Consider the following 26,574-nt stretch of genomic DNA (forward strand, 5'->3'; position numbering starts at 1 on the left):
AAAACACTGTCGGCGCTGAACCATTTATCTCTCCCACCACTCTGGGTGACGCATGGCCCCGCCGCCCACCACGGATATGCTGGTCGTCTTCGGCGTCGTCCTCGCCGCCGTGACGCTGTTCGTCACCGAGCGCATCCCGCCGGACATCACGGCCATCGGCGTCGTCGTGGCGCTGGTCGCGCTCGGTCCGTGGACAGGCATCGCCCCCGACGACGCCATCTCGGGGTTCTCGAACGCGGCCACCGTCACCATCCTCGCCATGTACATCCTGAGCGCGGGCGTCCAGGAGACGGGGGCCATCCAGCGACTCGGCGCGCGGGTCGCCGTGTTCACGAGGGGGAACGCCCGGCGACTCCTCGGGACGACAGTGGGCTTGACGGGGACGCTCGCGGGGTTCATCAACAACACGCCGGTCGTCGCCATGTTCATCCCGATGGTGACCGACCTCGCAGACGAGAGCCACCTCTCGCCGTCGAAACTGCTGATTCCCCTCTCCTATGCCTCGATGCTCGGTGGCGTCCTGACGCTCATCGGCACCGCGACGAACATCCTCGCGAGCGACGTGGCGGCCGGACTCGGCGTGCCGAACACGCCCTTCTCGATGTTCCAGTTCACCCCGCTCGGCGTCCTCGTCCTCGTCGTCGGCATCGCGTACCTCATGACCGTGGGCCAGTGGCTCCTCCCCGAGCGAATCCACCCGGTCGACCTCACGGCCGAGTTCGACCTCGACGACTACCTCTGGCGGGTGTACGTCCGCCGGAACTCCCCGCTCGTGGGCCAGACCGTCGCCGAGGCCCTCCCGCGCATCGACGCGGACGTGGACGTCATCCAGATCGTCCGGGGCGCGGAGACGTACGTCGCGCCCGCAAGCGACCGCGAGATAGAGCCACAGGACGTGCTGACGGTGCGGGGGAGCGACGACGCGGTGGCCGCGTTCGTCGGCCTCGCGTCGCTCCGTCGCCTCCCGCGCGCGGACGTGACGGAGGACGAACTCGCCGACCCCGAACGACGCGGGACGCTCGTCGAGGTGGTGGTGCCGTCGGACTCGTCGCTCGTGGGGCGCACCGTCGCGGAGGCCCGCCTGCGAGAACGGTTCAGCACGACGGTCCTCGCGGTCCGTCGCGGGAGGGAGGTGGTCCACGAGGACCTCGCGACCGTCACGCTGAACGACGGTGACGGGTTGCTCCTGCACACGACCAAGGCGATGGTCGAGGTGCTCGACGAGGACCCGGCGTTCGCCGTCACGGAGACGGCCGGGCAGGAAGACCCCTTCGAGGCGGTCCGGAACGTGCCGTTCTTCCAGACGGACGCGCCCGTCGCCATCGCCATCGTCGGGGGGGTCATCCTGCTGGCGGCGCTGGACGTGTTCCCCATCGTCATCGCGGCGCTCGCGGGCGTCGTCGCGATGGTGCTGACGGACGTCCTGAAACCCGCACAGGCCTACGAGTCGGTCAACTGGGAGGTCATCTTCCTCTTGGCGGGCGTCATCCCCCTCGGCCTCGCCCTCCAGAACTCCGGCGGCGCGGAGTACCTCGCGCTCCTCCTCGTCGAGAACGCCTCGGCGCTCCCCGTGCTGGTCGTCCTGGGCCTGTTCTACCTGCTGACGGGCCTGCTGGCGAACGTCATCACGCCCGTCGCGAGCGTCGTCCTGATGATTCCCGTCGCCGTCGACACCGCCGTCCGCCTCGGGGCCAGCCAGTTCGCGTTCGTGCTGGCCGTCACCTTCGCCGCCTCGACGGCGTTCATGACCCCCATCGGCTACCAGACCAACCTGATGGTGTACTCGCCCGGCGGCTACCACTTCACCGACTACGTCCGCGTCGGCGGTCCGCTCCAGTTCCTGCTCGCGGTGGTGACGCCCCTCGCCATCGGACTGTTCTGGGGTGTCTGAACCCCGGTCGGAAAGCGACCCTCCCGTAGTCCGGTACGGCCCGCGGGGACGAGCAACAAAGTATATGTGTCGCTGGTCGAAGATTCACTCACGGACAGGTGCGGGCGGGTTCGCGTTCGTCCTCTCGGGCAAGGGCGGGCAGTCGACTGACCGTCGCTTCGGACGGCGGCCACTCGGCAGTCCGGTCGCGCCACGAGATCACGTCGCCATGACGACAACGAACGACGACACGGACGGCCCCTCGCCTATCGCGGTACTCGACGGCCGAGTCTCGCGCGAGACAGCGGGTACCGCCCTCGACCTCGACGCGTTCTACGGCCTCCTCGCCGAGGAGCGCCGTCGCCGCCTCCTCTGTCACCTCCGGCGCGAGGCGGACGACGGCGCCCGCTTCGCCGACCTCGTGGGCCTCCTCGCCGCCGAGGACGACGGCCTGCGTCGGCGCGAGGCGGCGACCGTCCTCTTTCACGTCGACCTCCCCGCGCTCTCGGAGGCGGGCGTCCTCGAGTTCGACCCCGCCGAGGCGGTCGTCCTCGCGCGACACGACACCGTCGAGTGGCTCCTCGCGTGGGTCGACCGGGTCGAGGGGACCCTCGACGAGGACCGCCACTGCACGCTCGACGAGTGGTTCGACCTGCTCGCGGACCCGTGGCGTCGCCGCGCGCTCTCCCTGCTCTGGGACCACCACACCGTGAGCCTCGCCGACGTCGCCGACGAGGTGGCGGTCGCCGACCACGGGACGCCCATCACCGACGTCCCCGCCGCGTCGGTCCTCGACGTGTACCTGTCGCTGTACCACGACCACGTCCCGCCGCTAGCGGAGGCGGGCGTCGTCGAGTACGACCAGGAGACGGACACGCTCGCCCTCGAACGGGGGGCGCTGCCCGTCACCGCGCCGCTCCCCGGTGACGGCGGACGGACCGAACGCCAGTAGGCGGTCGGGCCGGTGCGGTCGCTCGCGATTCAGCGTCGAGAGAGGACGGTGCGACGGTCGGGACTGCCTGCTCAGAGGACCTCGTCGAAGTCCTTGTGCCCGTGGATGTCCACGCCCTCGTCGGTGACCTCGGCGAGGAAGACGCCGTTGCCCGACCCGGTGTCGCGCTCGACGGCCGCCTTGACGGCGCTCGCGGCCACCTTCTTCGCCTCCTCGTTCGAGAGGTCGTCGGTGTACTCGCGTTCGAGCGTCCCGTAGGCGACGGTGAGGCCGGACCCGGTGACGGTGTAGTCGTCCTTCATGACGCCGCCGGCGGGGTCGATGGAGTAGACGTGGTGGCCCTCGTCGTCGACGCCGCCGAGGATGGGGTTGATGGCGAAGAAGGGGCCGCCGCGGGCGTAGTTGCCAGCGACGGTCGAGAGCGCCTGCATGCTCATGTACTCGCCGCGGCGGGCCTCGTAGAGGTCCACCTCGACGCGTAGGTTGCGGATGAACGACTGGGCGCCGCCGACGCTCCCGACGAGCGTGAGGGCGGCCGTGGGGTGGATCTGTTCGACCTTCTGGACGTTCTTGTTCGAGACGAACCGCCCGCCGAGGGAGGCGCGCATGTCCGTCGCGATGATGACGCCGTCGGTGGTGGTGAGACCGACGGTGGTCGTGCCGGTCTGATTGACCTTCTCGGCGTCCTTCTCGGTCACGTTCGGCAACTCGCCGAGCTCTGGTTCGTAGATGGGCGGCGTGTAGTCTCGCCGGTCCTCGATGCCGGAGTGCATTACGACGTGGTACCCGTCCGGCGCGGAAATAGATTACCCAACGGGCGCGCCGAGCGCTACCCGCTCCCGGACGGACCCGGGAGACGCGTCGCTCGACGAGCAACGATTCGCCCCTCGCGTGGGGAGGCCGGTGAGACGGCAAGACGGTGCTCCCATACTCACCGGCCTCCCCGTCACCGACCTACTGGGCTTTCTCGGGGGTGGGGTAATACCTTGCGCCTTTCAAGCTCAACGGAACCCCCCGAAATCGGGTAGGGCCCCGTTCAGTCTCACGGGAGGTGGAGACGCGGGGTGCCAGTTCGGTCCACCCGTACGTATATACGAGTCGCCTTGCCACCGACTGGCCCGACCGGGCGCGAGGTGACGGCCGCAGCGACAGACGGCGTCGCTCGCGAGGTGGGGTCTCCGAAGAGTGGTGTGTGTCCCGTTCAGTTCGGGAGGCCTCGCTCGGTTGCGTCGGCGAGCCGCCGGACCACCCGGTGGAAGGGGAAGGGGATGCCGACGCGGCGGGCGACGAGTGCCACCGGCAGCAGGAGGATGCCGACGAACAGGCAGGACTGGTACAGGGCGAGTAGCAGTAGTGACCGGAGCCGTGGGAACATTGCTTTGCTCACCACCTCGCATTCCGACCGGTAGTAAAGCTCTTGTGGCAATCGCCGGGGACGGTATCGCACCACACGGCTCCGTCGTAGTGCGATTCAACCCCACCTGCGTGTGGCACAACTCGACTGGACCGGCGCCGACAGGGAAGAGTACTATCCGCTCGGGAGCCGTCGACTATCGGCATAAGTTATCTCGATACTCGGCGTGACGTGCGCGGCGAACCACAAGGCCCGATAGGGTGGATGCCGGACCACCGGTATGAGCAACTATCTCGTCGCGCTGGAAGCGGCGTGGCTGGTCCGTGACGTGGACGGTATCGACGACGCCATCGGCGTGGCCGTGAGCGAGGCCGGCAAGCGCCTCAACGAGAAGGACCTCGACTACGTGGAAGTCGAGGTGGGGGGGACGCCCTGCCCGGCCTGCGGGGAGACGTTCGACTCGGCGTTCATCGCCGCCGACACCGCCCTCGTCGGCCTCCTCCTGGAGATGAAGGTGTTCAACGCCGACGGCGAACAGCACGCCCACCGCATCGCCAAGAGCGAAATCGGCGGCGCCCTCCGGAACGTCCCGCTGAAGGTCATCGAGACGTTCCCCATCGACGACGAGGACGAGGACTGAACCGGACGAGAGAGAGTCAGCCGAGGTACGTGCGGGCCGCCCCCGCGACGATGCGGGCCACCTCGACCACCTCGTCGGTGTAGACGAACTCCCCCGCCGAGTGGATGTTCTCGCCGTCCGGTCCGACGATGACCGTCGGGAGGCCCGCCCGGTCGCCGAAGTAGTTGAAGTCGCCGACGCTGGAGAAGTACGCGACGTCGGGGTCGACTCCGGTCACGCCGTTCGTCGCGTCTGCGAGCGACCGCACCAGCGAGTGGTCCTCGCTCGTGACGTACGGGCCGTAGTAGATGTCCTCGGCGGGAGCCTCGCGGAACCCGATTTCCACGTCGCTCGCGAGGTTCAGGTCCGCGACGACCGACTCGGCCTGTTCTCTGACCACCGCCTTCGTCTCGCCGGGGACGACGTGGCGGTCGACCATCAGTCGGGCGGACTCCGGCACCGAGAGGGTCTGGCTCCCCCCTTCGAGGAGGAGGGGACAGACCGACCCGTCGCCGAGGTCGGGGTGGGAGTCGACGGCCATCTCCGAGAGGGCTTCGGCCACTCGCCCGGCGTCCACGACGGCGTTGACGCCCTTCCCGGGCTGTGAGCCGTGGGCCGCCCTCCCGGTCACCTCGACGTCGTAGAGGTAGCGCCCGCGCGCACCGAGAATCAACGCAGGGTTCTCGACGTCCGACTGCGCGAGAACCGGTCCGGGTTCGGTGACGATGGCCGCGTCGCAGTCGTCGGTGTAGCCGTCCCGGATGAGGGCGTCGGCCCCCAGTCCGTAGGGACCCTCCTCGTCGACGACGGCGGTGAGGAGGACGTCGCCCGAGAGGTCAGACTCCGCGAGTGCCTCGAAGGCGACCATGACCGCGGCGAGGCCGCCCTTCATGTCGCAGGCGCCCTGTCCGTACAGCTTGCCGTCCTCGATTCGCCCCGAACAGGGGTCTTCCTCCCACGCCTCGACGAGCTTCACCGTGTCCACGTGGGCGTTCAGGAGGAGCGTCGGGGCCTCGGGGTCGCTCCCCTCCAGTCGGGCGACGACGTTGTCGCCCTCGTAGCCCGTAATCTGCGGTTCCGAGACGTGGTGGTACTCGGGGTCGAGGCCGCGTTCGTCCAGCCACTCGTAGACGAACTCGCTGATCTCGGCCTCCTCGAAGTACGGACTCGGGATCCGCACGAGGTCCTGCAGGAGGTCGATGGTGGTCCGGGGGTCGATTCCGAGTTCGGTCTCGGACATCTCTAATCACCCGCCCCCGGCGCGGGTGTCGTGTCGTCGGTCACGTCGCGGTCCTCGCGGATGTCGGGGTTCCACTCGTCGCTGGGGACGCCCGGCAGGGTGTCGAGGATGGCGGAGACGTCGGTGCCGTACGCCTCCCCTCGGCGGCGGTACACCTCGAAGATGCCGAGGCCCACGAGGAGCCACGGGACGTAGATGCTGAGCGTCGGGACGGCGCCGTTGACCATCGCCCCCGCCGCGAGGACGTCACCGGACCCGAGGGCACCGACGACGCTCCCCCAGTCGACGGAGAGGACGCCCAGCCAGTTGGCTGCCTGCGTCAACAGACCGGCGGAGCCGAGGACCGCCACCCCGACCGAGAGGTAGAACCACGACCCCGGCTGGAACGCCGCGCGTCGGGCGATGTCGGCGCGCTTCACGTAGACGTAGCCCGCCGTGAGCGAGACGGTGAGGTACGCGATGAGGTAGCTGAACGTGGCGATGGCGAGCGCCTTGTCGAGGCCGCCCGACCAGAACGTGAGGGCGCTGGCGACGAGGTAGAGCGCCAGCAGCGACCAGTGCGGCGTCCGGAAGCGGTCGTTGACGGCGGAGAACTGCTTGGGGAACACCTCGTCCCACGACCACGAGTAGGGCATCTTGATGCCCGCGGCCATGACGGCGTGGACGCTGGAGGCGGTGGCCAGTAGACCGCCGATGGCGACGATGGCGACGCCGATGTCGCCGAGGAACGCCTCCGCCGCCGTGGCGAGGGGGCGTTCGGAGTTCGCGAGGACGGTGTAGTCGCCCACGATGCCGTAGATGACTGCCGCCGTCAGCATGTAGAGCGTGATGAGGATGGCCGTCCCGCCGACCATCGCCAGCGGGAGGTTCCGTCCCGGGTTTCTCACTTCGGCACCCATCTGCCCCGCGACGGCGATGCCGATATAGGCGTAGAACAGCGGGACGGCGGCGGCGACGAAGCCGTCGAACCCGCCGGTGAAGAACGGCCGGTAGTTCGCCGTGTCGATGGAGAACAGCCCCGGCACGACGAGCACGAGGATGGAGAGGACGAGGAGGCCGAAGATGACGTTCTGCGAGACGCTGTACCCCTTCGTCCCCACGAGGTTGACGAGGAACAGGGCGGTGAGGAGCGCGAAGCCGACGCCCACGGTGAAGTCGATACCGAACGGGAGGGTGGTGTTCGGGTAGAACACCTTGAGGTAGCTCCCGAATCCGATGGCGAGGACGGCGTCCGCGGCCATGTAGCCGAGCCACTTCGACCACGTGACGACGAACCCCGGCAGGCGGCTCCGGAAGGTCCGGGAGATGTACGTGTACGACCCCGCCGCGCCGGGGAAGATGGTGGCCATCCAGCTGTAGTTCGTCGCGATGGCCATCGCGAGCAGGCCCGAGAACGCCACCACGAGGATGACGCTCGGACCGGTGGTGCTGCTCGCCGTCCCGAGGGTGACGAACAGCCCCGCACCGAGCGTCCCGGCGACGACGGTGGCCACCGCCCCGAGCGGCCCCATGTCGCGGGCGAGGCTGTTGTCGGCCGGTTCAGTGGGTGAAGACATGTGCGAATGGGTGGCAATCGCCCGGCTTACCTCCCCTCCCTAGCATGGATGGGTCCTCGTCGGAACGACAGGTCGCAGCGCGCGGGCCGGACTACTCCTCCCCGCCGCCGAGGAGTTTCGCCTCGGCCTTCCGCAGGTGTTCGAGGAGCGTCGGCTTCGAGACGCCCAGTTCGTCGGCGAGGTCCGCCGCCGACACCTCGCGGGGCCACTCGTAGTAGCCCCGCTTGCGCGCGAGGTCGAACACCTCGCGCTGGCGCTCGGAGAGGACGTCCGGGGTGAGCATCCCGCTGCCGACGCCGTCCGAGAGCGGGGCGATGTGCTCGACGCGGACGTCGGCGTCCATCTCGTCACGTATCTCGTCGAGCGCCGCCCGAACCGCCGTCCGGTCCCGGTCGACCACGACGGTCCAGTACTCGCGCCCGCCGACCATCCGCACCGGTTCGTCGGGGATGAACCCCCGCGAGACGAGGGCGTCGTTGATGCTGTTGTCGAGGTCGTAGACGACGACGAGTCCCTGCGTCGCGCTCCCGGGCGCGAGTGCCTCGTCGTCGACGGTCCGGGGGCCGTCGACGCTCCAGACGGCCTCCGTGAGCGGCGAGTCCTCGATAGCGGCCAGCAGGGCGTCGAGGTCCGCCGTCGAGTCGGCGTACGCCGTGAACCGCCCGCGGGCCCGCCCCTCGACGTGGTGGACGCCGTGACCGAGCAGTCCCGCCGGTACCGCCTCGGTCACCTCCAGCGTCCAGCAGTTCGGGTGCCAGATGTCGAGGGTCAGGCGACTCCCGCCACCCGCCGTCGGCCCGTCGTCCATGGTCCACTCTACCACGGCGTGCGGTGCTGAAAAGTCTATCCGACGGCGTCGCACCCTGTCGCCGACCTGCATAGTCAGAACCCTTTTGTATAACTAAGGGTTATCGTCTGCCATGGACCTGCCGACGCCCGAGGACCTGCGCGAACGTCGGACGGAACTGGAACTGACACAGAGCGAACTGGCGGAGCGTGCGGGGGTCTCACAGCCACTCATCGCCCGCATCGAGGGCGACGACGTCGACCCCCGCCTCTCGACGCTCCGGCGCATCGTCAACGCACTGGACGAGGCGGAGGGGAGCATCCTCCGCGCCGAGGACATCATGCACGGCCCCGTCGTCGCCGTCGCACCGGACGACAGCGTGCGCGCCGCCGTCGAGACGATGAGCGACGAGGGCTACTCGCAGGTCCCCGTCGCACGCGACGGCTACCCCGTCGGCATCCTCTCGAACGGCGACGTGCGCCGCGTCGACGACAACGAGGGCCTCGGCGACCTCCCCATCGCCGACGTGATGCGCGAGTCCATCACCACCGTCGCGCCAGACGCGACGCTGGACGAGATAGACAACCACCTCGACCACCACGACGCAGTCATCGTCATCGACAACGGCGAGATGGCCGGCATCATCACCGAGGCGGACGTGGCCGTCCATCTACAATAGCACCGTTTTCTTCGTCGGGGTCGCTCCGCGACCCGCTCCTCGAAAACCCTCTCCCAGCAAGCGCGCGGGACCGGAGGTCCCGCTGGCAACCAGAACGCGGAGCGTTCTGGTGACGAAGCTTCTGGGAGCCTGCGAGACGCTTCGCGTCTCGCAATGGCACGAAAAACTGCCGCTCGCTCGTTCCACTCGCTCGCGGGTGCCGCGCTGGCGTTCTCCGCACCGGCCCGCTGACCGTACTCGCAGCGCGGGCCGCACCCGCCTGCTGCCACCTCCCTCCTTTTGTCCCGTTCCCTCTCATCGACTGACATGACGATACGCCACGACGGGTTCGTCACCTACCTCGACCCCGGCCGGTACGGCGTGCTCACCGGCGAGTGGGAACCCGACACCGAAGCCGTGGGCCACCCCGACGGGCGGGACTACCGGGCGCGGGAGGTGACCTCGTCTGCGTCACCCACGACCACCACCACGACTCCGACGGCGTCGAGCGAGTGGCGGGCGAGGACGCGTTCTTCCCCGACGACCCGCTCGAACGGACGGTATCGGGCGTCCCCGACGCGCGCCTGAAACTGTTCGCCGGCGCCGTGGCCGACGTCGGCGAGGAACGGAAACGGGAGTTCGACGACAGCGTGCGCGCCTTCCCCCGTGACTGACGCGGAACGGCGTCGCCCGAAGCTAGACGTAGCCCGGTCGTCAACTGTGACCATGGACAGCGACCCGGCTGCGGCGACGGAAGCGGTGACGACCGGACTGACCGAACGCGAACGCCGGGGTGGGCGATGACCCCGCGGGACGGCCCGGCAGCGGGCGACCGGACGACGCGGCGTCCAGACGGGAGCGTCCACCTCGTCGAGGTGGGACGGTACGCCTCCGGGGAGTTCGCCGCCGACGCGGCCGAGATCCTCGCCCACGACCCCGAGACGGACTACCTGTTCGTCGTCAACGCCGAGGCTGGCGGCGTGGACGTCCTCGCTATCGACGACCCCGGCACACCGGCGAAGGTGGAGACGCTCTCCCTCTCGGAGGCGTGGGACGGGGCGGGCGAGGTGAACAACGTCGCCCACGACGACGGTCTGCTGGCCGTGGCGACGAATGCCGCCGACCCGCAGGATCCCGGCCGAGTGGTGTTCTTCGACGCCCGCGACCTGACGGCCCGCGGGTCCGCCAAGGTGGGGGCGATGCCCGACATGGTGACGTTCCACCCCGAGGGCGAACGGGTCCTCGTCGCCTGCGCCGCCGAACCCGACGAGGACTGGGAACGCGACCCGCCCGCTGCCGTCGCCGTCGTCGACGCCAGCGACCCGGACGACCCGACCGCCGAGGTGGTCGACTTCACCGCCCTCGACGGCCGGGAGAACGAACTGCGCGAACGGGGGGTCCGCCTGTTCGGTCCCGGCGACCACAACGAGATCCGTGCCTCTCGGAACGTCCAACCCGAGTACCTCACGCTCTCGGGCGACGGGAGGACGGCGTACGTCGTCCTCCAGCCGAACAACGCCATCGCCGTCCTCGACGTCGAAGCGAGGGAGTGGACCGACGTCCACCCGCTGGGGGCCAAGGACCACCGCCGGCCCGGCAACGAACTCGACGCGAGCGACGCTGACGGTGGGGTCTGCGTCCGCAACTGGCCCGTCTACGGGATGTACCAGCCCGACGCGGCGGCGCTGTACGAGGCGGACGGCGAGGAGTACCTCGTCACCGCAAACGAGGGGACCCGCCGCGACGACCCAGGCTACAGTGAGGTGGCCCGGGTGGGGGACCTGGACCTCGATCCCGACGCCTTCGACCTCTCGACCGTCGCCGGCGTCGACTCCGTCGCGGACCTCGCGCGCCCCGAGAACCTCGGCAACCTGACCGTGACGACCGAACGCGGGGACGTCGACGGCGACGGGCGCTTCGAGGACCTCTACTCCTTTGGCGGGCGGTCGTTCGCGATCTGGACGACCGACGGCGATCTGGTGTACGACAGCGGCGCGGCGTTCGAACTGCTCGTGGCGATGCACCACCCCGGCTACTTCAACGCCGACGGCCTCGACAACGAACCGCTCGCCCGGAGCACCGACATGGGACCGGAGCCGGAAGGCATCGCTCTCGGCGAAGTAGACGGTCGCACGTACGCCTTCGTCGGCCTCGAACGCATCGCCAGCCTCGTCGTCTACGACGTTACTGACCCCCGTCGGCCGCGGTTCGCCCAGTACCTCAACGCGCGGGACTTCGACGTCGACCCCGAGGACGACATCGGTAGCGGCCCGCGCGAGGCGAGCGCGGCGGGGGACCTCGGCCCGGAGGGGGTGACGTTCGTCGACGGCGAGGCGAGTCCGCTCGACGACCCGCTGGTCGCGGTCGGCAACGAACTCAGCGGAACGACGACGCTCTATCGGGTGCGTTCGACCGGCGGGGAGTGAGCGCGGCCGCTCGGCGTCCCACCGGAGTCCGGAAAACGCGGTCGTTCGTTCGTCGGTGGCCGACTCAGATGCGGCCGACGTTCTCGACCTTCACGCTCTCGACGCCCTCGACGCCCTCGAAGGCCTCCTCGACGGCCTCCGTGCCGCCGGCGTCGTCGGGGACGATGACGGTCGGGAGCAGGGCGACGAGGCCGAACGCGACGTCGTCGCGTTCGAAGCCGTTGATCTTCGCGCCCTCCGGAAGGGAGTCCTCCAGACGCTCCTGAAGGGCGTCCAGGTCCACGTCGGGACTCTGCGGCATGACCTTGAGTTTCGCGGCGACCTTCCCCATGGTTATGGCCCCGTGAACCCGCAGTCCGGGCACTCGTAGAGGTTGCTCTGCTTGCGGCACTTCGAGCAGCGGTAGATCTGGTGCCCGCAGTCGGGGCACTTGAAGGCGGCCGCAGTCGTCCCCGAGATGTTGATACCGCAGGAGACGCACTTGCGCGCCTGTCGCTGTTCTGCGCTCATGGTTCACCTGAACGGACGGCGCGGTTTAATTGTTGTTAAAGGGGGACGTCACTCGGTGACGTGGCACACGAGCGTCCCGCCGTCGCGCTCGAAGCGCGTCCCGAACACCCCGGAGCGCCGTTCCATCCGGTCGCGGGACCACGCGCCGCTGCGTCGCTCGCCCGGTGGACGGCGTAGTCCCGCACCTCCGTTGGGGCGAGGCGGAGCGTTTCGACGCCCATCGGGCCGAGTTCCACCCCGAAGCAGAACCCCCGGTCGTTGCGCAAGACGGGGTCGACGGCGTAGTCGTCGACGAAGTCGCCTGTGTCGTACAGGACGAGCGACCCCCCGTACACCTCGACGCCCTGGAAGACGTGCGCGCTGTGGCCGTGGACGAGGTCGACCCCCTCGTCGGCCAGCCACCGGTCGCTGGGCGCGATGTCGACGTGGGCCGTCCCCGGACTGTCCGCGCCGGCCGCGAACTCGAGGGTGTTGTCGGTGAACGCGACGATTGCGACCCGAACGTCCCCGACCGGGAACGTCGCCGGTCACCCCGAGCGTGACCATACCGGGGGGTAGGCGGTCAGCGAACGTACGGCGTTCGGTAGCACGACGCACCGCCAGGGATATGGCGCCGCGCCGGCATCACGGGGTATGTGCTTCCCCCAGACGGGTCTCCGCCGGGACGGACGTGCGGCCGACCGACGACGCCAGCAGCGGCCGACCGCCGCGGGGCGCCGCGTGGGCGAACGCTGATGCTCGATCTCGACGGGGCCGCCGGCGGCGGGCAGGTGGTCAGGACCGCCCTCGTGCTCTCGGCCGCGACGGGCGAACCGGTCGAACTCGCGAACGTCCGGGGGGCGCGCCCGAACCCCGGCCTGCGACCGCAGCACCTCGCGGCCGTGGAGGCGCTCGCGGCAGTCTGTGACGCCGAGGTGACGGGCGCGAGCGAGGGGAGCGAGACGGTCAGGTTCGACCCGGGCGACCTCCACGGCGGGGAGGTCGAAGCCGACATCGGGACGGCCGGGAGCGTCACGCTCCTGTTCGACGCCCTGCTCCCCCTCGCGCCGGTCCTGTCCGACCCCCTGACTGTCGTCGCCACGGGCGGGACCGACGTGAAGTGGGCACCGCCGCTGGACTATATCCGGCGGGTGAAACTGCCCTTGCTCACGGGCGTCGGCCTCGACGCCATCGTCACCCCCGACCGACGCGGGTTCTACCCGGCGGGCGGCGGGCGGGTGACGCTCTCGCTCGCGCCGTCGTCGCTCTCCCCCATCGACCTCACCGACCGGGGGGACCTGCGCTCGGTCGAGGTGTACTCGACGGCGAGCGAGTCGCTCGTCGAGAGCGAGGTGGCGGGCCGGCAGGCACAGGGCGCGATGGCGGCGCTCGACGAGATGGGCGTCCCCTGCGAGGTGGCGGCCGTCGAGTACGCCGAGACGCGGTCGACGGGGTCGGTCGTCGTCCTCGACGCCGCGTACGGGGGGACCCGCGCCGGGTTCGACGCCCTCGGCGAACGTGGCGTCCCCGCCGAGGACGTGGGCCGGGCCGCCGTCGAGGACTTCGCCGCCTTCCACGTCGGGTTCGGGTGCGTGGACGGCTACATGGCCGACCAGGTGCTCCCCTTCCTCGCGTTCGCCGGCGGCGAGGTGCTCGTCCCGGAGGTGACGGACCACGTCGCGACCCACCTCGCCGTCCTCGACGCCTTCGGCTGTGCGGTCGAACGGACCGAGCGGGACGGACAGGGGGTCCTGCTGTCGGTCACCGATACGCTCGGGTAGAGTCACTCCCGCGAGGCCCAGACGAGGGCGCCGCGCGGCGAGAGGTCTCCTACTGCGGCGCGAACTTCGTCCCGTAGCGCGTCACGCCCTCCTGCGTGTAGATGCGCCGAATCACGCCCCGCACCGTGTCGCCCACCTCGGCCTCGCCGACGAGTTGGCCGGGGAGGCTCACCGACTCGCCCTCGCGGTCGAACCGGACGAGGGCGACGCCGAATGCGCCGCCTCTCGACTGCTGTGCCGCGAACTCGGGGGGCGCGCCGCCGCGCCCGATGGTCGTCACCGCCTCGATGGTCCCCTCCCCGGGCAACTCGACCGGGTCGAACTCGACGAGGTCGGTGCAGCCGGGACACGCACCCTCCGGCGGGAAGGCGAGCGCGCCGCACTCGGGGCACTCTCCGGCGACGAGGCGGTGGCGCTGTGGGGTGGAGCGCCGCCACGTCGGCACCGAGACGTACGCCGCGCCGGTGTCGAGGCCCTCGCGGGTAATCTCGCCGCGCAGGCGGAGGTACTCGGCGTAGGTCACCGATTCGCCCGCGTCCAGTTCGAGCGTCGCGGGCACCTCGCCGTCCGCCTCGACTCGGAGGGCGTCCGCGCCCGCACCGCTCCCGAAGGCGGCGGCGAGGACCGTCCTGTGTCCGTCTGCGAGCGCCCGCGCCAGCGAGAGGGGGACGCTCGCCGCCCCCGTGTCGCCCAGTTCGCTCACCGTCTCGCAGGCGGCGACGACCGAGGCTTCGACGCCCAGCGCGCCCGTCGCGCGGTAGGGGAGTTTCCCGTCGGGCGACTGGACGGCCACCGCGTCAGCGTCGTCCGTCTCGACGCCGGCCGCGGCCTTCGCCAGCGTCTCGGTGAACGCCTGCCGGTCGTAGCTGGTGACGCCGAGGCCCGTCACCTCCTCATCGCCGGTCCGCCGGAAGCGCGTGCCGGGGTACGGACTGACGTGCTCGTTCGCCTGCGTGACCTCCGCGGTCCCGTCGCGGGTACAGAGGAACGCGGCGGCACCGGCACCCGCGCCCTGCCCCTCGGCGCTGTCCGGCGCACCTCTCGGGGCGTCGCTGACGACGACCAGCGCCGTCCCGTCGGTCGGTGCGGCGAGCAGGGCGCGCGTCCCGGCGCGCGTGCTCCCGGTGAACGTGTGGTGGCGTGCGCCCTCCCCGACGCCGAGCATCGACCCGAGGCGGGGCGTGAGGTCCTCCTCCGCCAGCGGCGGCGTCGTGGAGGCGAACGCCAGCCACTCGACGGCCTCCCCGTCGACGTCGGCCGCATCGAGGGCGTTGCGGCCAGCGGCGGCGGCCATCGTCAAGGTGTCCTCGTCGGCGGCCGGGACTGCCACGGACTCGACGCCGGAGGCCTCGAAGCGACCCCACGCCTCGGCGAACTCCTCGCTCGACACGCGGCGCTCGGGCGCGTACGCGCCGACGGCGCTGATTCGCAGGCCAGTCATGCGCTCTCACCCCCGTCCTCGCCGTCTCGCGGTCTACGACCGCTCGACCCTCCCGAGGAACGTGGTTCCTCGCGTTCAAATACGTGGACGACTGCAGCCCCGCCCGACCCGCCGACGTTGTGTGTCAGGCCGTATCTCGGACCGTCGAGCTGTCTGTCCCCCGCCTCGCCCGAGAGCTGTTTGAACGCCTCGGTGACCTGTCCGGCGCCCGTCGCGCCGATGGGGTGGCCCTTGCTCTTCAGGCCGCCCGAGGTGTTGACGGGAATCTCGCCGTCCGGTCGCGTCGCGCCCGAGGCGACGAACTCGCCGGCCTCGCCCGGTTCGCAGAACCCGAGGTCCTCGTAGGCCATCAGCTCCGCGATGGCGAAGCAGTCGTGGACCTCCGCGAAGTCGAGGTCCGCGGGGCCGACACCGGCCATGTCGTAGGCGTCCGACGCGGCGCGCTGGCTCGCGGGCACCCCGGTGTAGGTGTCGCGCTGGAACAGGCCGACGGCGTCGGAGGCCGCCCCGACTCCCGCGACGCGGATTCTGGTGTCGGTGAACTCGTCGACGACGTCCTCGCTCACGAGGAGGACGCAGGCCGCGCCGTCGGTCGTCGGACAGCAGTGATACAGGTTGAGTGGGTCCGCGACGGTGGGGGCGTTCATCGCGTCCTCCAGCGAGCACTCGAAGCGGAGCTGTGCGTGGGGGTTCTTCGCCCCGTTGGCGTGGTTCTTGACCGCGACCTGCGAGAGGTGCTCCTTCGTGGTGCCGTACTCGGCCATGTGCGCGCTGGCCATCTGGGCGTACACCCCGGCGAACGTCGTCCCGGAGAGACGTTCCCACTCCGTCTCGCCGGAGACGCCGAGCCAGTAGCGGACCGCCTCGCTGGACACGTCGGTCATGACCTCGACGCCACTGGCGAGGACCACGTCGGCCATCCCCGAGCGGATGGCCTGTACGCCCTGCCGGACCGCGTAGCCCGAGGCGGCACAGGCGTTCTCGACGCGCGTACACGGGACGCCCTCCAGACCGACGTGTTCGGTGACGGCGGGACCGGGCAGGCCCAGTTGGCGGCCGCCGACGCCGAGCGTTCCGACGACGGCCTCGTCGATGTCGTCCGTGTCCATGCCCTTCGGGACGCTGTCGCGGGCGGCCTCGAAGGCCGTCGCGAACAGCGACCGGTAGCTCTCGTCGGGGAACGTGCCGAAGTCGGACTGGCCCGCCCCGACCACGTATGCCTCTGTCATGGTTCGTGCCTTCGTGCGGGGGAGTATGACGGTGGGGGTTTCCGGCGGGTTTCGACGCCACCTCGCCGTCGCGGACGGTTGCGGGGCGCACACTCGTGCGAAAGCTACAATGCCCGAACGTGGCTAGCGGAGGTAATGACGGACGACACTCCCCACCGTCGGCTCATCGTCGCGGGATCCGGCATCGCCGGCCTCTCGGCGGCCATCTACGCCGCGCGCTCGAACAACGAACCGCTCGTGCTGGAGGGGACCGAACCCGGCGGGCAGTTGACGCTCACGACGGACGTGGCCAACTACCCCGGCTTCACGGAGGGTATCTCCGGCCCGGAACTCGTCCAGAACATGAAGGAGCAGGCGACGAAGTTCGGTGCCGAGGTGAAACACGGCGTCATCACCCGCGTCGCGCGCGACGAGAGCGGCCTGTTCCACGTCGAACTGAAGAACGGCGACGCCTACACGGCCGACGCGTTCATCGCCGCCTCGGGGGCCAGCGCGCGCACCCTCGGCGTCCCCGGCGAGGACGACCTGATGGGCTACGGCGTCTCCACCTGTGCCACCTGCGACGGCGCGTTCTTCCGCGACGAGGACATGCTGGTCGTCGGCGGGGGTGACGCCGCCATGGAGGAAGCCACCTTCCTCACGAAGTTCGCCGACACCGTCTACGTCGCCCACCGCCGCGAGGAGTTCCGCGCCGAGGACTACTGGATCGACCGCGTCCAGGAGAAGGTCGACGCGGGCGACATCGAACTCCTGACGAACACGGAACTGCTGGAGATTCACGGCTCGGCCGAGGCGGGCGTCGACCACGTCCGACTCGCCCGGAACCCGACGGGACACCCGAGCGAGAGACTCGACGACCCCGAGACCGAACAGTTCGACTTCGAGGTCGGTGCCGTCTTCCTCGCCATCGGCCACACGCCCAACACGGGCTATCTCGCCGAGACGGGCGTCGAACTCGACGACGAGGGTTACATCGTCACGCAGGGCGGACGCGGCGGGAACCAGACGGCCACGGCCGTCCCCGGCCTGTTCGGCGCGGGCGACGTGGTGGACTTCCACTACCAGCAGGCCGCCACCGCGGGCGGGATGGGCGTGATGGCCGCCCTCGATGCCGACGACTACCTGGAGGACCTCGAACGCGAACGCGGCAAGCGGGTCGCGTCGGCGGAGTCGGACGACTGAGCGACTCCGACGAAACTACAGCAGAAAGGTACTTGCTTCTTTACGATTATATATTCTCGTGTTCGAAGTCTCGCGACAGCCAGCGGCCCGGCCGACGCTGACCGGTGGTCTCGTCGGTGCGACCGGTGTACTCGTCCTCGCGACGGTCCTCACGGCACCGCTCGGCGTCCGCCACCCGCTCACCCTCCCGGTACAGTTCCTCGCGGCGTCGTCGCTACTCGCTGCGACGGTCACCCTCGTGCGAACGCTCCCCGTGACCACGTCGGACCACGTGGGGACGGTCACGACAGGGGTCGGGGCAGTCCTGTTACTCGTGTACTCGGCCGTCGGTCTCGCCGGCCTGAACGAGTTCGGGTCGGCCTCGCTGCTCGCGGTCGGACTCGGCCGACTGTCGCTGGCCGTCGGCGCGCCGTCGCTCGGCTACTGGCTCTACCGGACCGACGTGCTCGGTCGGCCCGGAGCGCTCGCCCTTGGCGCGGCGCTCCCGGCGGGCGTCGTGCTCACGGTCCTGCTGGACGTGCTCGCCGTCACCCCGCTCGGGGTGACGATATCGGCCGTCGGGCTGGCGGGACTCGCGCTGTACGGCCTCGGGTGGTGCGCGGTGGGCGTTCGACTCGCCGCCCGGACACCACAGGGATAAGGGGCCTCGCGGCGAAGCCGACGCATGACGACGAAAGACGACACGGTCGAGATTCATATCGACGGACCGGACGGCGAGGACCAGGTCACGCTCCCCGCACGACTGCTCGACATGCTCGCGGAGGGCGAGGAGAGCAGCGCGAAGGTCGTCGGCGACCTCGCACTGATGTCCTGTGCCCAGCGCATCCACGCGACCGTCCATCACGCGGAGGGCGAGGTCGACGACGAACTGCAGGCCGTCGAGGACACCACGCTCGATCTCTTCGAGGAGCGCTTCGGCATGACCTTCGGCGAGGCGACGGGTCACCAGCACTGAACTGAACTGAACGACGCGATTCTCCCGATTCCACAGAGCCTCCCCGAGCGACGCGAACCGGCGGACCGAAGACGACGGGTCGGCCACGTCGCCGGCACGCATGGAGATTCGTCCCCTGCCACCCGAGGAAGCCCCCGTCCGCCGGTACGTCGGGGGCCTCTGGCACCCCTACCACCGCGAACTCGAAGCGACCGTCGAGAGTCACTCGCTGGCGGACGAGGACTTCCGGACGTGGGTCGCCGTCGACGGGGAGGGGACCTCACCGACGAGGCCACGCCCCTCGCGGGATTCGTCACGGCGCAGGCGGACCGCTGCCCGGCCGTCTTCGACCGCCCGGACCGGACGGTCGTGGGCGACATCTACGTCCGGGAACCGTACCGCGGGTCGGGCCTCGCGGAGACCCTCGTGAGTCGGGTCGCGGACCACGCCCGCGAGGCGGGGTGCACGGAACTCGCCCTCGGCGTGGACGCGGACAACGACCGGGCGCTCGCGTTCTACGAGCGGCTGAGCTTCGCGCCCCATCGCCTGCGACTGACCCGGCCCGTCGGGGAGTTGTGAGTCCGGGTCAGTCGCTCCGGGTTGCGGTCCCCGCTCTCTCCCCCCGGACGGTCCTGACGAGTCGCACGAGGACAGCGAGCGTCGCCACCCCGACGACGGCGGCGAACGCGAGGACGAAGTAGTCCAGCGGGCCGTCGGCGCTCGCCACCGTCCCGCGCAGTTGCGCGAGGACGACGACGGTGACGACGGCGAAGACGAGGCCGCCCGCCGCGTTGAGCAGGGGGCCGTTCGTCTCGGGGACGGCGCGGGGGTCGTTCAGGAGGGAGAGCACGACGGCCAGCGCGAACACCGTCCCGACGAGACCGAGGGCGAGGACGAACACCAGTTGGCCAAAGAACGCGCCGCCGACGAACACGCCCGCCGCCGAGAGCAGGGCCGTCGTCGCGACGAGTCCCCGGTACTTGGGGTCGTCCACGTCCGTCCCCCAGCCGAGTTTGTCCACGAGCAGGGAGGGCGGGACGACGGTGTTGCCCCCGAGAGTGGAGACGGCGGCACCGAGGAGGCCGAACAGAAACAGGCGTTCCGCGAGCGGGCCCGCGACGGGTTCGAGGGCGTGGGCCGCTCCGAGTCGGCCGATTGCGGGGTCCGAGAGCACGCTGGCGGCGACGAGGAAGATGGCGACGCTGTAGAGGCCGAAGGCGATGCCCATCGACCCCACGACGTCCGCCGTGGCCGCGTCGTGGTCCCTGCGGGTCCACCCGCGAGCGCGCATCGCGTAGGAGTGCATCGTGATGAGCGTGATGTGGACCGCACCGCCGAGGACGCCCGCGACGACGAGTTCGCTCCCCGCGGGGAGCGTGGGGACCAGACCGCCCGCCGCCCCGCCCGCGTCGATGGGGACGACGAACAGCGAGGCGACGAATGCGAGGACGACGCCGCCCACCACGAGTTTCGCGCCGAGTTCGGCGGCCCGGTAGCCGCCCCCCGCGAGACCCACCGCGAGGAGGACGGCCCACGCGATTCCCGCCGGAACCACGTCGACGCCCGTCAGGTCGGCCGTCACCTGCGCGAGACCCTTCATGATGACGAGCTGGGCGATGCCCGCGACGAGCACCACGTCGAGGACGAGGAGCCACGCCCAGGCGTCGCCGAGGTGGTCCTCGACGACGCCGACGATGCCGCGTTCGGTGAGGAGACCGAGTCGGGCCGCGAGGTACTGCGTGAGCGTGCCGAACAGTGCCGAGAGGACCACGACCCAGAGGAGGGCGTATCCGTACCCTGCGCCCGCGGTGAGGAGACTCGCCATCGTCGCCGGCCCCGCCGCGATGGCCCCCGCGAGCCACGAGGGACCCATCGCGTCGAACCCGTGCCGGAGTCGGTTCGGGAGCGTCATGTCACCTCACTCACCACCCGGTGGCGATAAATTGAGTGGTATCACCGAGTGTTACGGTGCGACCGACCAGTGGAGGACGACGCCCTCGTCCAGTCGCTCCACGTCGTCGAGGGCGAGGCGGGGGAACCGCTCCGGGTCGACGAACCCCTCGCCGTCGGCCGGCGTGGGGGCGTCCCGTCCCCCGATGACCAGCGGACCGACGAACTCGGAGAGACGGTCGACGAGACCCACCTCGAACAGCGAGAACAGCAGTTCGCCACCACCCTCGACCATCAGGTCCGCGATTCCCTCGGTCTCCAGTCCCGCGAAGGCGTCGCGGAGGTCGACCCGGTCCTCGCCCGCGACGACCAGCGTCGCGCCCGCCGATTCGAGGGCCTCCACCCTCTCATCGGGGGCCGCCTCGCTCACGAGGACGTAGGTGGGCGCGTCGCCCCGCAGGATTGCGGCGTCGGGTGGCGTCCGCGCACGCGAGTCTGCGACGACCCGGGCGGGGACGCCCGATTTGCCCACCCGTTCGCGGTGGTCCGCGTCGAACCGGACGAGCGAGGGGTCGTCGGCGAGGACGGTCCCCACGCCGACGAGGACGGCGTCGCTCTCCCCTCGCAGGCGGTCCACGCGCGCGAAGTCCTCGTCGCCGGAGATGCGCACCTGTTCTCTCTCCCGGTGCGAGAGTTTCCCGTCGGCACTGACGGCGACGTTGGCGTGGACGTGCATGCTCCGGATACCGCGACCGGGCGAAAACGGCTTTCGGTGACGGCCCCCGTGACGTTCCGCCGACACGACTGGTCCGGGCGCGGTAGCTACCCGTTTCCCGTCAATCAGCTATATCGCTACGTGTTACCAACGCGGTCTCTAGGGTGTTGTAAATATGGCGACAGAATGGGCCCTCGCGGGCGACTACGTCGAGGCGTGCAACTGCGACGTGGTCTGTCAGTGTGTTTGGCTCGAACCGCCCGACGGCGACGTGTGTACCGCGTCGCTGGCGTGGCACGTCAGGGAAGGGAACTTCGGCGACGTCGACCTCGGTGGGCTCTCGGTGGCGATGCTCATCCGGTCGGAGGAGGGAGTCATGTTCGACCCGGACGTCGGATGGGACGTCGTCCTGCTGGTGGACGAGCGGGCGAGCGACGAACAGCGGTCTGCGCTGGAGGACATCTACCTCGGCCGGGCCGGCGGTGTCTGGGGAGTGGTCGCCGACACGCACTTCGAGGAGACGGAGGTGGCGACGGCCCCGTTCACCTTCGACCGCGACGGCGGCGAGTTCTCCGTGGAGGTGGGCGACGCCGTGACGATGGGGACGGAGGCGAAGACGGGGTTCAACGACGAGTTCGGCACCATCGCCCCGCATCCCCTCACGTCGAGCCTCGAGATGCACACCGGAAAGTCGACGGAGGCGACGGCCTCGTTCGGCGAGCGCTTCGACTGGGACGTCGGCGGGAACAACGCGTTCTTCTGTGACTTCGAACTGGCGAACGCCTGAGCGAGTCATGGAACTCCCACGATACGCCGGCCGCGTCCGCACGACGGGCGTCGACGGGACCGCACTCGTCGCGGTCGCCGTCTACCTCGTCGTGGCGCTCGCGTGGGACGCGATGGTGTTCCGGTGGCTCCCGATGCCCGGCGCGGACGGGTCGTCGATGTCGATGGACATGGCCGCCCCCGGCGTCCCCGAGGCGATGGCTACGGGCAGCGGCGCGACCGGGTGGGCGCTCTACCTCCTGATGTGGGGCGTGATGATGATCGCGATGATGTACCCGTCGTCGGTGCCGCTGGTCCGCCTGTACTACCGCACGCTGACCGGCGTCTCGACCCGAGCGAAGTCCCTGCGGGTCGGCGCGTTCCTCGGGACCTACACGCTCGTCTGGACGGCGACGGGGCTGGTCCCACTGGCGGCCAACCGGGTCGTGCCGATAACTGCCGTGGGCGGAAGCGAGGTACTCCTCGGGGGGACCCTGTTGCTCCTCGCGGGCTACCAGCTCTCGTCGTACAAGGACCGCTGCCTGCGCCACTGTCGGCTCCCGCTCGGGTACCTGATGCAGCACCACCGGCCGGGGGTCCGCGGCGCGAGTCGGATGGGACTCGAACACGCCTGGTTCTGCCTCGGGTGTTGCTGGGCGCTGTTCGCGTTCATGGTCGTCGTCGGGACGATGAACCTCGTCTGGATGGTGCTCATCACCGCCGTCCTCTCGCTCGAACGGACCGTGAGCTGGGGTGACACGCTGGCGAGGGGCGTCGGCGTCGCCGCGGGCGTGGCGGGGTGCGCCGTCCTCTTCGCGACGCTACTCGGCGGGTGAGGTCGGCCGCCCCGGACGACCCTCCACTCCGCCACCGGCGCGAACGATTTTTAGGGAGAACGGCCAAACCCACGGACGATGGACATCGAAGCCACTGCCGAGGAACTCGCCTCCGACCTCGGCGTCGACAAAGAGGAGGTTCACGACGACCTGCGGAAACTGGTCGAGTACGACGTCCCGATGGAGGAGGCGGTCCAGAGCCTCCGACGCAAGTACGGTGGCGGGGGCGGCGGCGGGGCCGCACCCACCACGAAGGACGTCGCCGACATCACCACCGACGACGCGAGCGTGACCGTCACCGCGCGCGTCCTCACCGTCGGCACCCGGACAATCCGGTATCAGGGCGACGACTTCACCATCTACGAGGGTGAACTCGCCGACGAGACGGGCGTCATCGACTACACCGCGTGGAACGACTTCGGTCTCGAACCGGGCGACACCGTCACCGCGGGCAACGCCGGCGTCCGCGAGTGGGACGGTCGTCCCGAACTCAACCTCGGGGACTCCACCAGCGTCTCGAAGAGCGAGGACCCGCTTCACGTCCCCTACGAGGTGGGCGGGGAGCGCTCACTCGCCGACCTCGAACCCGGCGACCGCGGGCGCACCCTCGAAGTCCGCGTCGTCGAAGTCGAGGAGCGGACCATCGACGGCCGCGACGGCGAGACGGACATCCTCTCGGGCGTGCTGGCCGACGAGACGGCCCGCCTGCCCTTTACCGACTGGAACCCGCGTCCGGAAATCGAGGAGGGGACCTCCCTCCGCATCGAGGACGTCTACATCCGGGAGTTCCGGGGGGTGCCCTCGGTGAACCTCTCAGAGTTCTCGGTCGTCACGCCTCTCGACGGCGACGTGGAGGTCAGCGACTCCGCCCGCCGGATGGGTATCGGCGAGGCCGTCACGGGCGGCGGGGCCTTCGACGTCGAACTCGTCGGGAGTCTCCTCGACGTGCGCGACGGCTCCGGCCTCATCCAGCGCTGCCCCGAGTGCAACCGCGTCATCCAGAACGGGCAGTGTCGCTCCCACGGCGAGGTCGACGGCGAGGACGACCTGCGCGTGAAGGCCATCCTCGACGACGGGACGGGCACCGTCACCGTCGTCCTCGACCGCGTCCTGACCGAGATGGTGTACGAGGGAACCCTCGAAGACGCCCTCGACCACGCGCGCGACGAGATGGACAAGGAAGTCGTCGCAGACACCATCGCCGAGAGGGTGGTGGGCGACGAGTACCGCGTCCGGGGGTCGCTCTCGGTCGACGAGTACGGCGCGAACCTCGACGCGACGGAGTTCGAGCGCGTCACCGAGGACCCGACCGACCGTGCGCGTGCGCTGCTCTCGGAGGTGTCCCGATGAGTGCGCCCGGCAACCGCGAAGTCGCCCACCGCCTCTTCGCGGCCGAGTTCGACGACGCGGAGTACTCCTACTCCGAGAGCGACGAGGAGCGCGCGCCGAACTACGTCGTCTCGCCGACGGGCGCGCGCGTCAACCGCCTGTTCGTCACGGGCGTCCTGACCGAGGTGTCGCAGGCCGGCGACAGCATCCTGCGGGCGCGCGTCGTCGACCCGACAGGCGCGTTCGTCGTCTACGCGGGCCAGTACCAGCCCGAGGCGATGGCGTTCCTCGATCGGACCACGCCCCCGGCGTTCGTCGCCGTGACGGGCAAGGCGCGGACGTTCCAGCCCGACGACTCCGACGTCGTCTACACGAGCGTCCGTCCCGAGAGCATCAGCGCGGTGGACGCCGACGCGCGCGACCGGTGGACCGTCACCGCCGCCGAGCGAACCCTCGAACGAATCGGGACGTTCGCGGCCGCCCTCGATTCGGGCCTGACCGGCGACGCCCTCCAGCGGGCGCTCGTCCAGTCGGGCGTCGACGAGAGCCTCGCGACGGGCATCCCCATCGCGATGGAACAGTACGGCACCACGCGGGCGTACCTCGCCGCGCTTCAGGAGACGGCGCTGCAGGCGGTCAGGCACGTCACCGGCGACGTGGAGGAGGTCGCGGACGTCGAACTCGCCCCCGACGAGGGTGGGGACGCGGCGTTCACGCCCGCGATGCCGGTCGATGTCGACACCGGGGGCATCGAGGCCGAGGAGCCGACGGAGCCAACGGAGCCAACGAAAACGACGGAGACGACGGACGGAGCGAGCGACGCGGCCGAGGGCGAGACGGACCTCTCGGAGGCCGAGGTGTCCGCGACGGACGCGACCCCGGAAGCGGGCATCGAGACGCCCGACCCCGACGCCGACGTCGAGGCGTCCGCGGGCGAGGCCGACCCCGACGCGGACCAGACGGCGACCCGCGAGGAGCCGGGGGATGCGGAACCCTCCCAGCCGGCCGACACCACCGCGACGACCGAACCGCCCGAGGAACCGGCGGATCTCGACGGAACGACGGACACCGAGGAGACGAGCGGCAAGGCGGGCGGCGAGGGCGAACCCGCCGAACCGGGCGAGTTCGAGATGGACGAGGAGACCCGCCGTGAGGTCGAGGAGGAGTTCGGGACCGACTTCTCGACGGGCAACGAGGTGGCTCCCGCCGGCGAGGCGGACATCGAGACGCCCGACCCCGACTCCGAACCCGAGGGGACCGACGCCGAGGAGGACCTCGAACCGGACGAACCGACCTTCGAGGCCGTCGAACCGGAGGCGACGGACGAGGGCCCCGAACCGGAGGGTGACGCCGCATCCGCCCCCGAATCGCAGGGCCCCGCCCGCGAACCGCCGGAAGCGTCCAGCGAGGAACCGCCCGCCGCGGAGGCGGGGGGCGACGAGAGCGGGGACGACGAACCCGCCGAGGACGTGGACCTCGAGACGGCTCTCCTCGACGCGATGCGTGACCTCGACGAGGGCGACGGTGCTGACAGGGAGGAACTCGTCGCGCGGGTGAGCGAGGAGACGGGCGCGGACGCCGCGGCCGTCGAGGACGCTATCCAGGACGCCCTGATGAGTGGGCAGTGCTACGAGCCACAGGACGGGCGACTGACGCCCATCTGATGCTGGAACCGGTCCCGGGTGAACCGGCCGCCGTCGCGGTCTGCGACGGGACGCGGGTGCTCGTGCTCGCGGACTACCACGCGGGACTGGAGGTCGCCCTGCGCTACGACGGCGTCGAACTCAGGAGCCGCGCCCGGGAGCGCCGCGAGGCGGTGCTGACCTTGCTGGAGCGAACCGGGGCCGACCGCGTCGTCTTCCTCGGTGACCTCGCCAACGCCATCGGGAACCCCTCGACGGAGGAGCGAACCGAGTTGGCGACGCTCCTCGGAGCCGTCGCGGGGCGGGTCCCGGTGACCGTCGTGAAGGGCAACCACGACGGCGACATCGAGGACGTGGCCGACGAGGTGGACGCCCACCACCCTGTCGCGGTGACGTCGACCGACGGCGTCCGGATGGGCGACGTGGGCTTCGTCCACGGGCACACGTGGCCCGCAGTCGAGGTGCTGGAAGCCGACGTCGTGGCGATGGGCCACGAACACCCGATGGTCAGACTGGAAGACGAGGTGGGCGGGGCGCGCGCCGAACGGGCGTGGCTCCGGGGGAAGCTGGTACCGGACCCGTTCGAGGACCACCACGGCGCGTCACTCGACATCGACGGCGAACTCGTCGTCTGTCCGGGGTTCAACGACCTGCTCGGCGGGACGTGGACGAACACCGGACAGGGCTTTCTCTCGCCGTACCTCCCGGACGGGTTCCGGGACGCGCAGGCGTACCTGCTCGACGGGACCCGATTGGGGAACTACGAGCAGGTGTGAGCGGGGGATCGGGCCGCCGCCCGACACGCCGGTAGCGGCCCGGAACCGGTGCAAGCGGTGGTCTTAATCGGCCCGAACCCCAATCCCGAACCAGTGACGGCC

Annotated in this window: 26 protein-coding genes and 2 pseudogenes; 16 read left to right on the forward strand and 12 right to left on the reverse strand. The window is 70.3% G+C overall.

Annotated elements, in window-relative coordinates:
* The first annotated feature begins 52 nt into the window (after nt 1-52).
* Nucleotides 53-1,891: an SLC13 family permease gene (locus NKG96_RS09370; RefSeq protein ID WP_254534679.1), complete on the forward strand. Its 1,839-nt coding sequence runs from the start codon at nt 53-55 to the stop codon at nt 1,889-1,891.
* 208 nt (nt 1,892-2,099) lie between these two features.
* On the forward strand, nt 2,100-2,822 hold the full coding sequence (locus tag NKG96_RS09375) for a DUF7344 domain-containing protein (RefSeq protein ID WP_254534680.1): 723 nt from the start codon (nt 2,100-2,102) through the stop codon (nt 2,820-2,822).
* A gap of 71 nt (nt 2,823-2,893) precedes the next feature.
* Here NKG96_RS09375 and psmB read toward each other — a convergent pair whose 3' ends face one another.
* On the reverse strand, nt 2,894-3,595 hold the full coding sequence (gene psmB, locus NKG96_RS09380) for an archaeal proteasome endopeptidase complex subunit beta (protein WP_254534681.1): 702 nt from the start codon (nt 3,593-3,595) through the stop codon (nt 2,894-2,896).
* 428 nt (nt 3,596-4,023) lie between these two features.
* Nucleotides 4,024-4,197 (reverse strand): hypothetical protein, encoded by a 174-nt coding sequence (locus NKG96_RS09385; RefSeq protein ID WP_254534682.1) that lies wholly within the window; start codon nt 4,195-4,197, stop codon nt 4,024-4,026.
* Nucleotides 4,198-4,456: 259 nt separating this feature from the next.
* On the opposite strand from NKG96_RS09385, the gene NKG96_RS09390 reads away from it, so the two are divergent.
* Nucleotides 4,457-4,816, forward strand: coding sequence for a DUF555 domain-containing protein (locus NKG96_RS09390; protein ID WP_254534683.1), 360 nt, complete (start codon nt 4,457-4,459; stop codon nt 4,814-4,816).
* Nucleotides 4,817-4,832: 16 nt separating this feature from the next.
* On the opposite strand, the gene NKG96_RS09395 is transcribed toward NKG96_RS09390, so the two are convergent.
* The 3 genes from NKG96_RS09395 to NKG96_RS09405 form a co-directional block, all read right to left on the reverse strand.
* Nucleotides 4,833-6,035, reverse strand: coding sequence for a M20 family metallopeptidase (locus NKG96_RS09395; RefSeq protein WP_254534684.1), 1,203 nt, complete (start codon nt 6,033-6,035; stop codon nt 4,833-4,835).
* Nucleotides 6,036-6,037: 2 nt separating this feature from the next.
* On the reverse strand, nt 6,038-7,591 hold the full coding sequence (locus NKG96_RS09400; RefSeq protein WP_254534685.1) for an APC family permease: 1,554 nt from the start codon (nt 7,589-7,591) through the stop codon (nt 6,038-6,040).
* Between the two features lie 91 nt (nt 7,592-7,682).
* Nucleotides 7,683-8,399 (reverse strand): helix-turn-helix domain-containing protein, encoded by a 717-nt coding sequence (locus NKG96_RS09405; protein WP_254534686.1) that lies wholly within the window; start codon nt 8,397-8,399, stop codon nt 7,683-7,685.
* 112 nt (nt 8,400-8,511) lie between these two features.
* On the opposite strand from NKG96_RS09405, the gene NKG96_RS09410 reads away from it, so the two are divergent.
* The 3 genes and pseudogenes from NKG96_RS09410 (at nt 8,512) to NKG96_RS09420 (ending at nt 11,462) form a co-directional block, all read left to right on the forward strand.
* Nucleotides 8,512-9,057, forward strand: coding sequence for a CBS domain-containing protein (locus tag NKG96_RS09410; RefSeq protein WP_254534687.1), 546 nt, complete (start codon nt 8,512-8,514; stop codon nt 9,055-9,057).
* Nucleotides 9,058-9,363: 306 nt separating this feature from the next.
* Nucleotides 9,364-9,566 (forward strand): annotated as a pseudogene (locus NKG96_RS09415) (MBL fold metallo-hydrolase); the annotation flags it as partial.
* A 270-nt stretch (nt 9,567-9,836) separates the two neighbouring features.
* Nucleotides 9,837-11,462, forward strand: a complete 1,626-nt coding sequence (locus NKG96_RS09420) for a choice-of-anchor I family protein (RefSeq protein ID WP_254534688.1) — start codon at nt 9,837-9,839, stop codon at nt 11,460-11,462.
* A 64-nt stretch (nt 11,463-11,526) separates the two neighbouring features.
* Here the strand turns inward: NKG96_RS09420 and NKG96_RS09425 are convergent, their stop codons facing one another.
* The 3 genes and pseudogenes from NKG96_RS09425 to NKG96_RS21015 form a co-directional block, all read right to left on the reverse strand.
* Nucleotides 11,527-11,793, reverse strand: a complete 267-nt coding sequence (locus NKG96_RS09425) for an elongation factor 1-beta (protein WP_254534689.1) — start codon at nt 11,791-11,793, stop codon at nt 11,527-11,529.
* A gap of 2 nt (nt 11,794-11,795) precedes the next feature.
* A complete protein-coding gene (locus NKG96_RS09430; protein ID WP_254534690.1) occupies nt 11,796-11,972 on the reverse strand; it encodes an HVO_2753 family zinc finger protein in 177 nt (58 codons plus the stop codon).
* A gap of 48 nt (nt 11,973-12,020) precedes the next feature.
* Nucleotides 12,021-12,499: pseudogene (locus NKG96_RS21015) on the reverse strand (CapA family protein); the annotation flags it as partial.
* 207 nt (nt 12,500-12,706) lie between these two features.
* On the opposite strand from NKG96_RS21015, the gene rtcA reads away from it, so the two are divergent.
* Nucleotides 12,707-13,732, forward strand: a complete 1,026-nt coding sequence (gene rtcA, locus NKG96_RS09440; RefSeq protein WP_254534692.1) for an RNA 3'-terminal phosphate cyclase — start codon at nt 12,707-12,709, stop codon at nt 13,730-13,732.
* 49 nt (nt 13,733-13,781) lie between these two features.
* On the opposite strand, the gene NKG96_RS09445 is transcribed toward rtcA, so the two are convergent.
* Nucleotides 13,782-15,173, reverse strand: coding sequence for a zinc ribbon domain-containing protein (locus tag NKG96_RS09445; protein WP_254534693.1), 1,392 nt, complete (start codon nt 15,171-15,173; stop codon nt 13,782-13,784).
* Complete coding sequence (locus NKG96_RS09450) at nt 15,170-16,402, reverse strand: thiolase domain-containing protein (protein WP_254534694.1); 1,233 nt, start codon at nt 16,400-16,402, stop codon at nt 15,170-15,172. The genes NKG96_RS09445 and NKG96_RS09450 overlap by 4 nt, the downstream gene beginning before the upstream one ends.
* 135 nt (nt 16,403-16,537) lie before the next feature.
* On the opposite strand from NKG96_RS09450, the gene NKG96_RS09455 reads away from it, so the two are divergent.
* From NKG96_RS09455 to NKG96_RS09470, 4 genes are all read left to right on the forward strand, one after another.
* A complete protein-coding gene (locus NKG96_RS09455; RefSeq protein ID WP_254534695.1) occupies nt 16,538-17,584 on the forward strand; it encodes an NAD(P)/FAD-dependent oxidoreductase in 1,047 nt (348 codons plus the stop codon).
* Nucleotides 17,585-17,642: 58 nt separating this feature from the next.
* Complete coding sequence (locus NKG96_RS09460; protein WP_254534696.1) at nt 17,643-18,224, forward strand: hypothetical protein; 582 nt, start codon at nt 17,643-17,645, stop codon at nt 18,222-18,224.
* 24 nt (nt 18,225-18,248) lie between these two features.
* A complete protein-coding gene (locus NKG96_RS09465; protein ID WP_254534697.1) occupies nt 18,249-18,539 on the forward strand; it encodes a DUF7545 family protein in 291 nt (96 codons plus the stop codon).
* A gap of 231 nt (nt 18,540-18,770) precedes the next feature.
* Complete coding sequence (locus tag NKG96_RS09470) at nt 18,771-19,097, forward strand: GNAT family N-acetyltransferase (RefSeq protein WP_254534698.1); 327 nt, start codon at nt 18,771-18,773, stop codon at nt 19,095-19,097.
* A gap of 7 nt (nt 19,098-19,104) precedes the next feature.
* Here NKG96_RS09470 and NKG96_RS09475 read toward each other — a convergent pair whose 3' ends face one another.
* Complete coding sequence (locus NKG96_RS09475) at nt 19,105-20,430, reverse strand: NRAMP family divalent metal transporter (protein ID WP_254534699.1); 1,326 nt, start codon at nt 20,428-20,430, stop codon at nt 19,105-19,107.
* 51 nt (nt 20,431-20,481) lie between these two features.
* A complete protein-coding gene (locus NKG96_RS09480) occupies nt 20,482-21,144 on the reverse strand; it encodes a 2,5-diamino-6-(ribosylamino)-4(3H)-pyrimidinone 5'-phosphate reductase (protein WP_254534700.1) in 663 nt (220 codons plus the stop codon).
* 154 nt (nt 21,145-21,298) lie between these two features.
* Here NKG96_RS09480 and NKG96_RS09485 point away from each other — a divergent pair, with 154 nt between their 5' ends.
* The 5 genes from NKG96_RS09485 to NKG96_RS09505 all read left to right on the forward strand — a co-directional run bounded on the left by NKG96_RS09485 (nt 21,299) and on the right by NKG96_RS09505 (nt 26,472).
* Entirely contained in the window at nt 21,299-21,910 is a 612-nt protein-coding gene (locus NKG96_RS09485) for a DUF1326 domain-containing protein (protein WP_254534701.1), read from the forward strand.
* A gap of 7 nt (nt 21,911-21,917) precedes the next feature.
* A complete protein-coding gene (locus NKG96_RS09490) occupies nt 21,918-22,724 on the forward strand; it encodes a DUF2182 domain-containing protein (protein WP_254534702.1) in 807 nt (268 codons plus the stop codon).
* Between the two features lie 78 nt (nt 22,725-22,802).
* The gene (locus NKG96_RS09495; RefSeq protein WP_254534703.1) at nt 22,803-24,074 is read left to right on the forward strand and encodes a Single-stranded DNA binding protein; all 1,272 of its coding nucleotides are present in this window, start codon (nt 22,803-22,805) and stop codon (nt 24,072-24,074) included.
* A complete protein-coding gene (locus NKG96_RS09500; protein WP_254534704.1) occupies nt 24,071-25,717 on the forward strand; it encodes a hypothetical protein in 1,647 nt (548 codons plus the stop codon). The genes NKG96_RS09495 and NKG96_RS09500 overlap by 4 nt, the downstream gene beginning before the upstream one ends.
* Nucleotides 25,714-26,472, forward strand: a complete 759-nt coding sequence (locus tag NKG96_RS09505; RefSeq protein ID WP_254538131.1) for a metallophosphoesterase — start codon at nt 25,714-25,716, stop codon at nt 26,470-26,472. The genes NKG96_RS09500 and NKG96_RS09505 overlap by 4 nt, the downstream gene beginning before the upstream one ends.
* The last annotated feature ends 102 nt before the right edge of the window (nt 26,473-26,574 follow it).

Origin of the sequence: Halomarina litorea, assembly GCF_024227715.1 — an archaeon.
In the GTDB taxonomy this organism is placed as follows: Archaea; Halobacteriota; Halobacteria; order Halobacteriales; family Haloarculaceae; genus Halomarina; species Halomarina litorea.

Bases quoted from the DNA above. Each gene is read 5' to 3' on its own strand.
- psmB (WP_254534681.1), bottom strand. From the start codon at position 3,595: ATGCACTCCGGCATCGAGGACCGGCGAGACTACACGCCGCCCATCTAC.
- NKG96_RS09495 (WP_254534703.1), top strand. From the start codon at position 22,803: ATGGACATCGAAGCCACTGCCGAGGAACTCGCCTCCGACCTCGGCGTC.
- NKG96_RS09490 (WP_254534702.1), top strand. From the start codon at position 21,918: ATGGAACTCCCACGATACGCCGGCCGCGTCCGCACGACGGGCGTCGAC.
- NKG96_RS09480 (WP_254534700.1), bottom strand. From the start codon at position 21,144: ATGCACGTCCACGCCAACGTCGCCGTCAGTGCCGACGGGAAACTCTCG.
- NKG96_RS09370 (WP_254534679.1), top strand. From the start codon at position 53: ATGGCCCCGCCGCCCACCACGGATATGCTGGTCGTCTTCGGCGTCGTC.
- NKG96_RS09400 (WP_254534685.1), bottom strand. From the start codon at position 7,591: ATGTCTTCACCCACTGAACCGGCCGACAACAGCCTCGCCCGCGACATG.
- rtcA (WP_254534692.1), top strand. From the start codon at position 12,707: ATGCTCGATCTCGACGGGGCCGCCGGCGGCGGGCAGGTGGTCAGGACC.
- NKG96_RS09385 (WP_254534682.1), bottom strand. From the start codon at position 4,197: ATGTTCCCACGGCTCCGGTCACTACTGCTACTCGCCCTGTACCAGTCC.
- NKG96_RS09455 (WP_254534695.1), top strand. From the start codon at position 16,538: ATGACGGACGACACTCCCCACCGTCGGCTCATCGTCGCGGGATCCGGC.
- NKG96_RS09395 (WP_254534684.1), bottom strand. From the start codon at position 6,035: ATGTCCGAGACCGAACTCGGAATCGACCCCCGGACCACCATCGACCTC.
- NKG96_RS09445 (WP_254534693.1), bottom strand. From the start codon at position 15,173: ATGACTGGCCTGCGAATCAGCGCCGTCGGCGCGTACGCGCCCGAGCGC.
- NKG96_RS09425 (WP_254534689.1), bottom strand. From the start codon at position 11,793: ATGGGGAAGGTCGCCGCGAAACTCAAGGTCATGCCGCAGAGTCCCGAC.
- NKG96_RS09410 (WP_254534687.1), top strand. From the start codon at position 8,512: ATGGACCTGCCGACGCCCGAGGACCTGCGCGAACGTCGGACGGAACTG.
- NKG96_RS09390 (WP_254534683.1), top strand. From the start codon at position 4,457: ATGAGCAACTATCTCGTCGCGCTGGAAGCGGCGTGGCTGGTCCGTGAC.
- NKG96_RS09500 (WP_254534704.1), top strand. From the start codon at position 24,071: ATGAGTGCGCCCGGCAACCGCGAAGTCGCCCACCGCCTCTTCGCGGCC.
- NKG96_RS09475 (WP_254534699.1), bottom strand. From the start codon at position 20,430: ATGACGCTCCCGAACCGACTCCGGCACGGGTTCGACGCGATGGGTCCC.
- NKG96_RS09420 (WP_254534688.1), top strand. From the start codon at position 9,837: ATGACCCCGCGGGACGGCCCGGCAGCGGGCGACCGGACGACGCGGCGT.
- NKG96_RS09485 (WP_254534701.1), top strand. From the start codon at position 21,299: ATGGCGACAGAATGGGCCCTCGCGGGCGACTACGTCGAGGCGTGCAAC.
- NKG96_RS09405 (WP_254534686.1), bottom strand. From the start codon at position 8,399: ATGGACGACGGGCCGACGGCGGGTGGCGGGAGTCGCCTGACCCTCGAC.
- NKG96_RS09375 (WP_254534680.1), top strand. From the start codon at position 2,100: ATGACGACAACGAACGACGACACGGACGGCCCCTCGCCTATCGCGGTA.
- NKG96_RS09465 (WP_254534697.1), top strand. From the start codon at position 18,249: ATGACGACGAAAGACGACACGGTCGAGATTCATATCGACGGACCGGAC.
- NKG96_RS09450 (WP_254534694.1), bottom strand. From the start codon at position 16,402: ATGACAGAGGCATACGTGGTCGGGGCGGGCCAGTCCGACTTCGGCACG.
- NKG96_RS09430 (WP_254534690.1), bottom strand. From the start codon at position 11,972: ATGAGCGCAGAACAGCGACAGGCGCGCAAGTGCGTCTCCTGCGGTATC.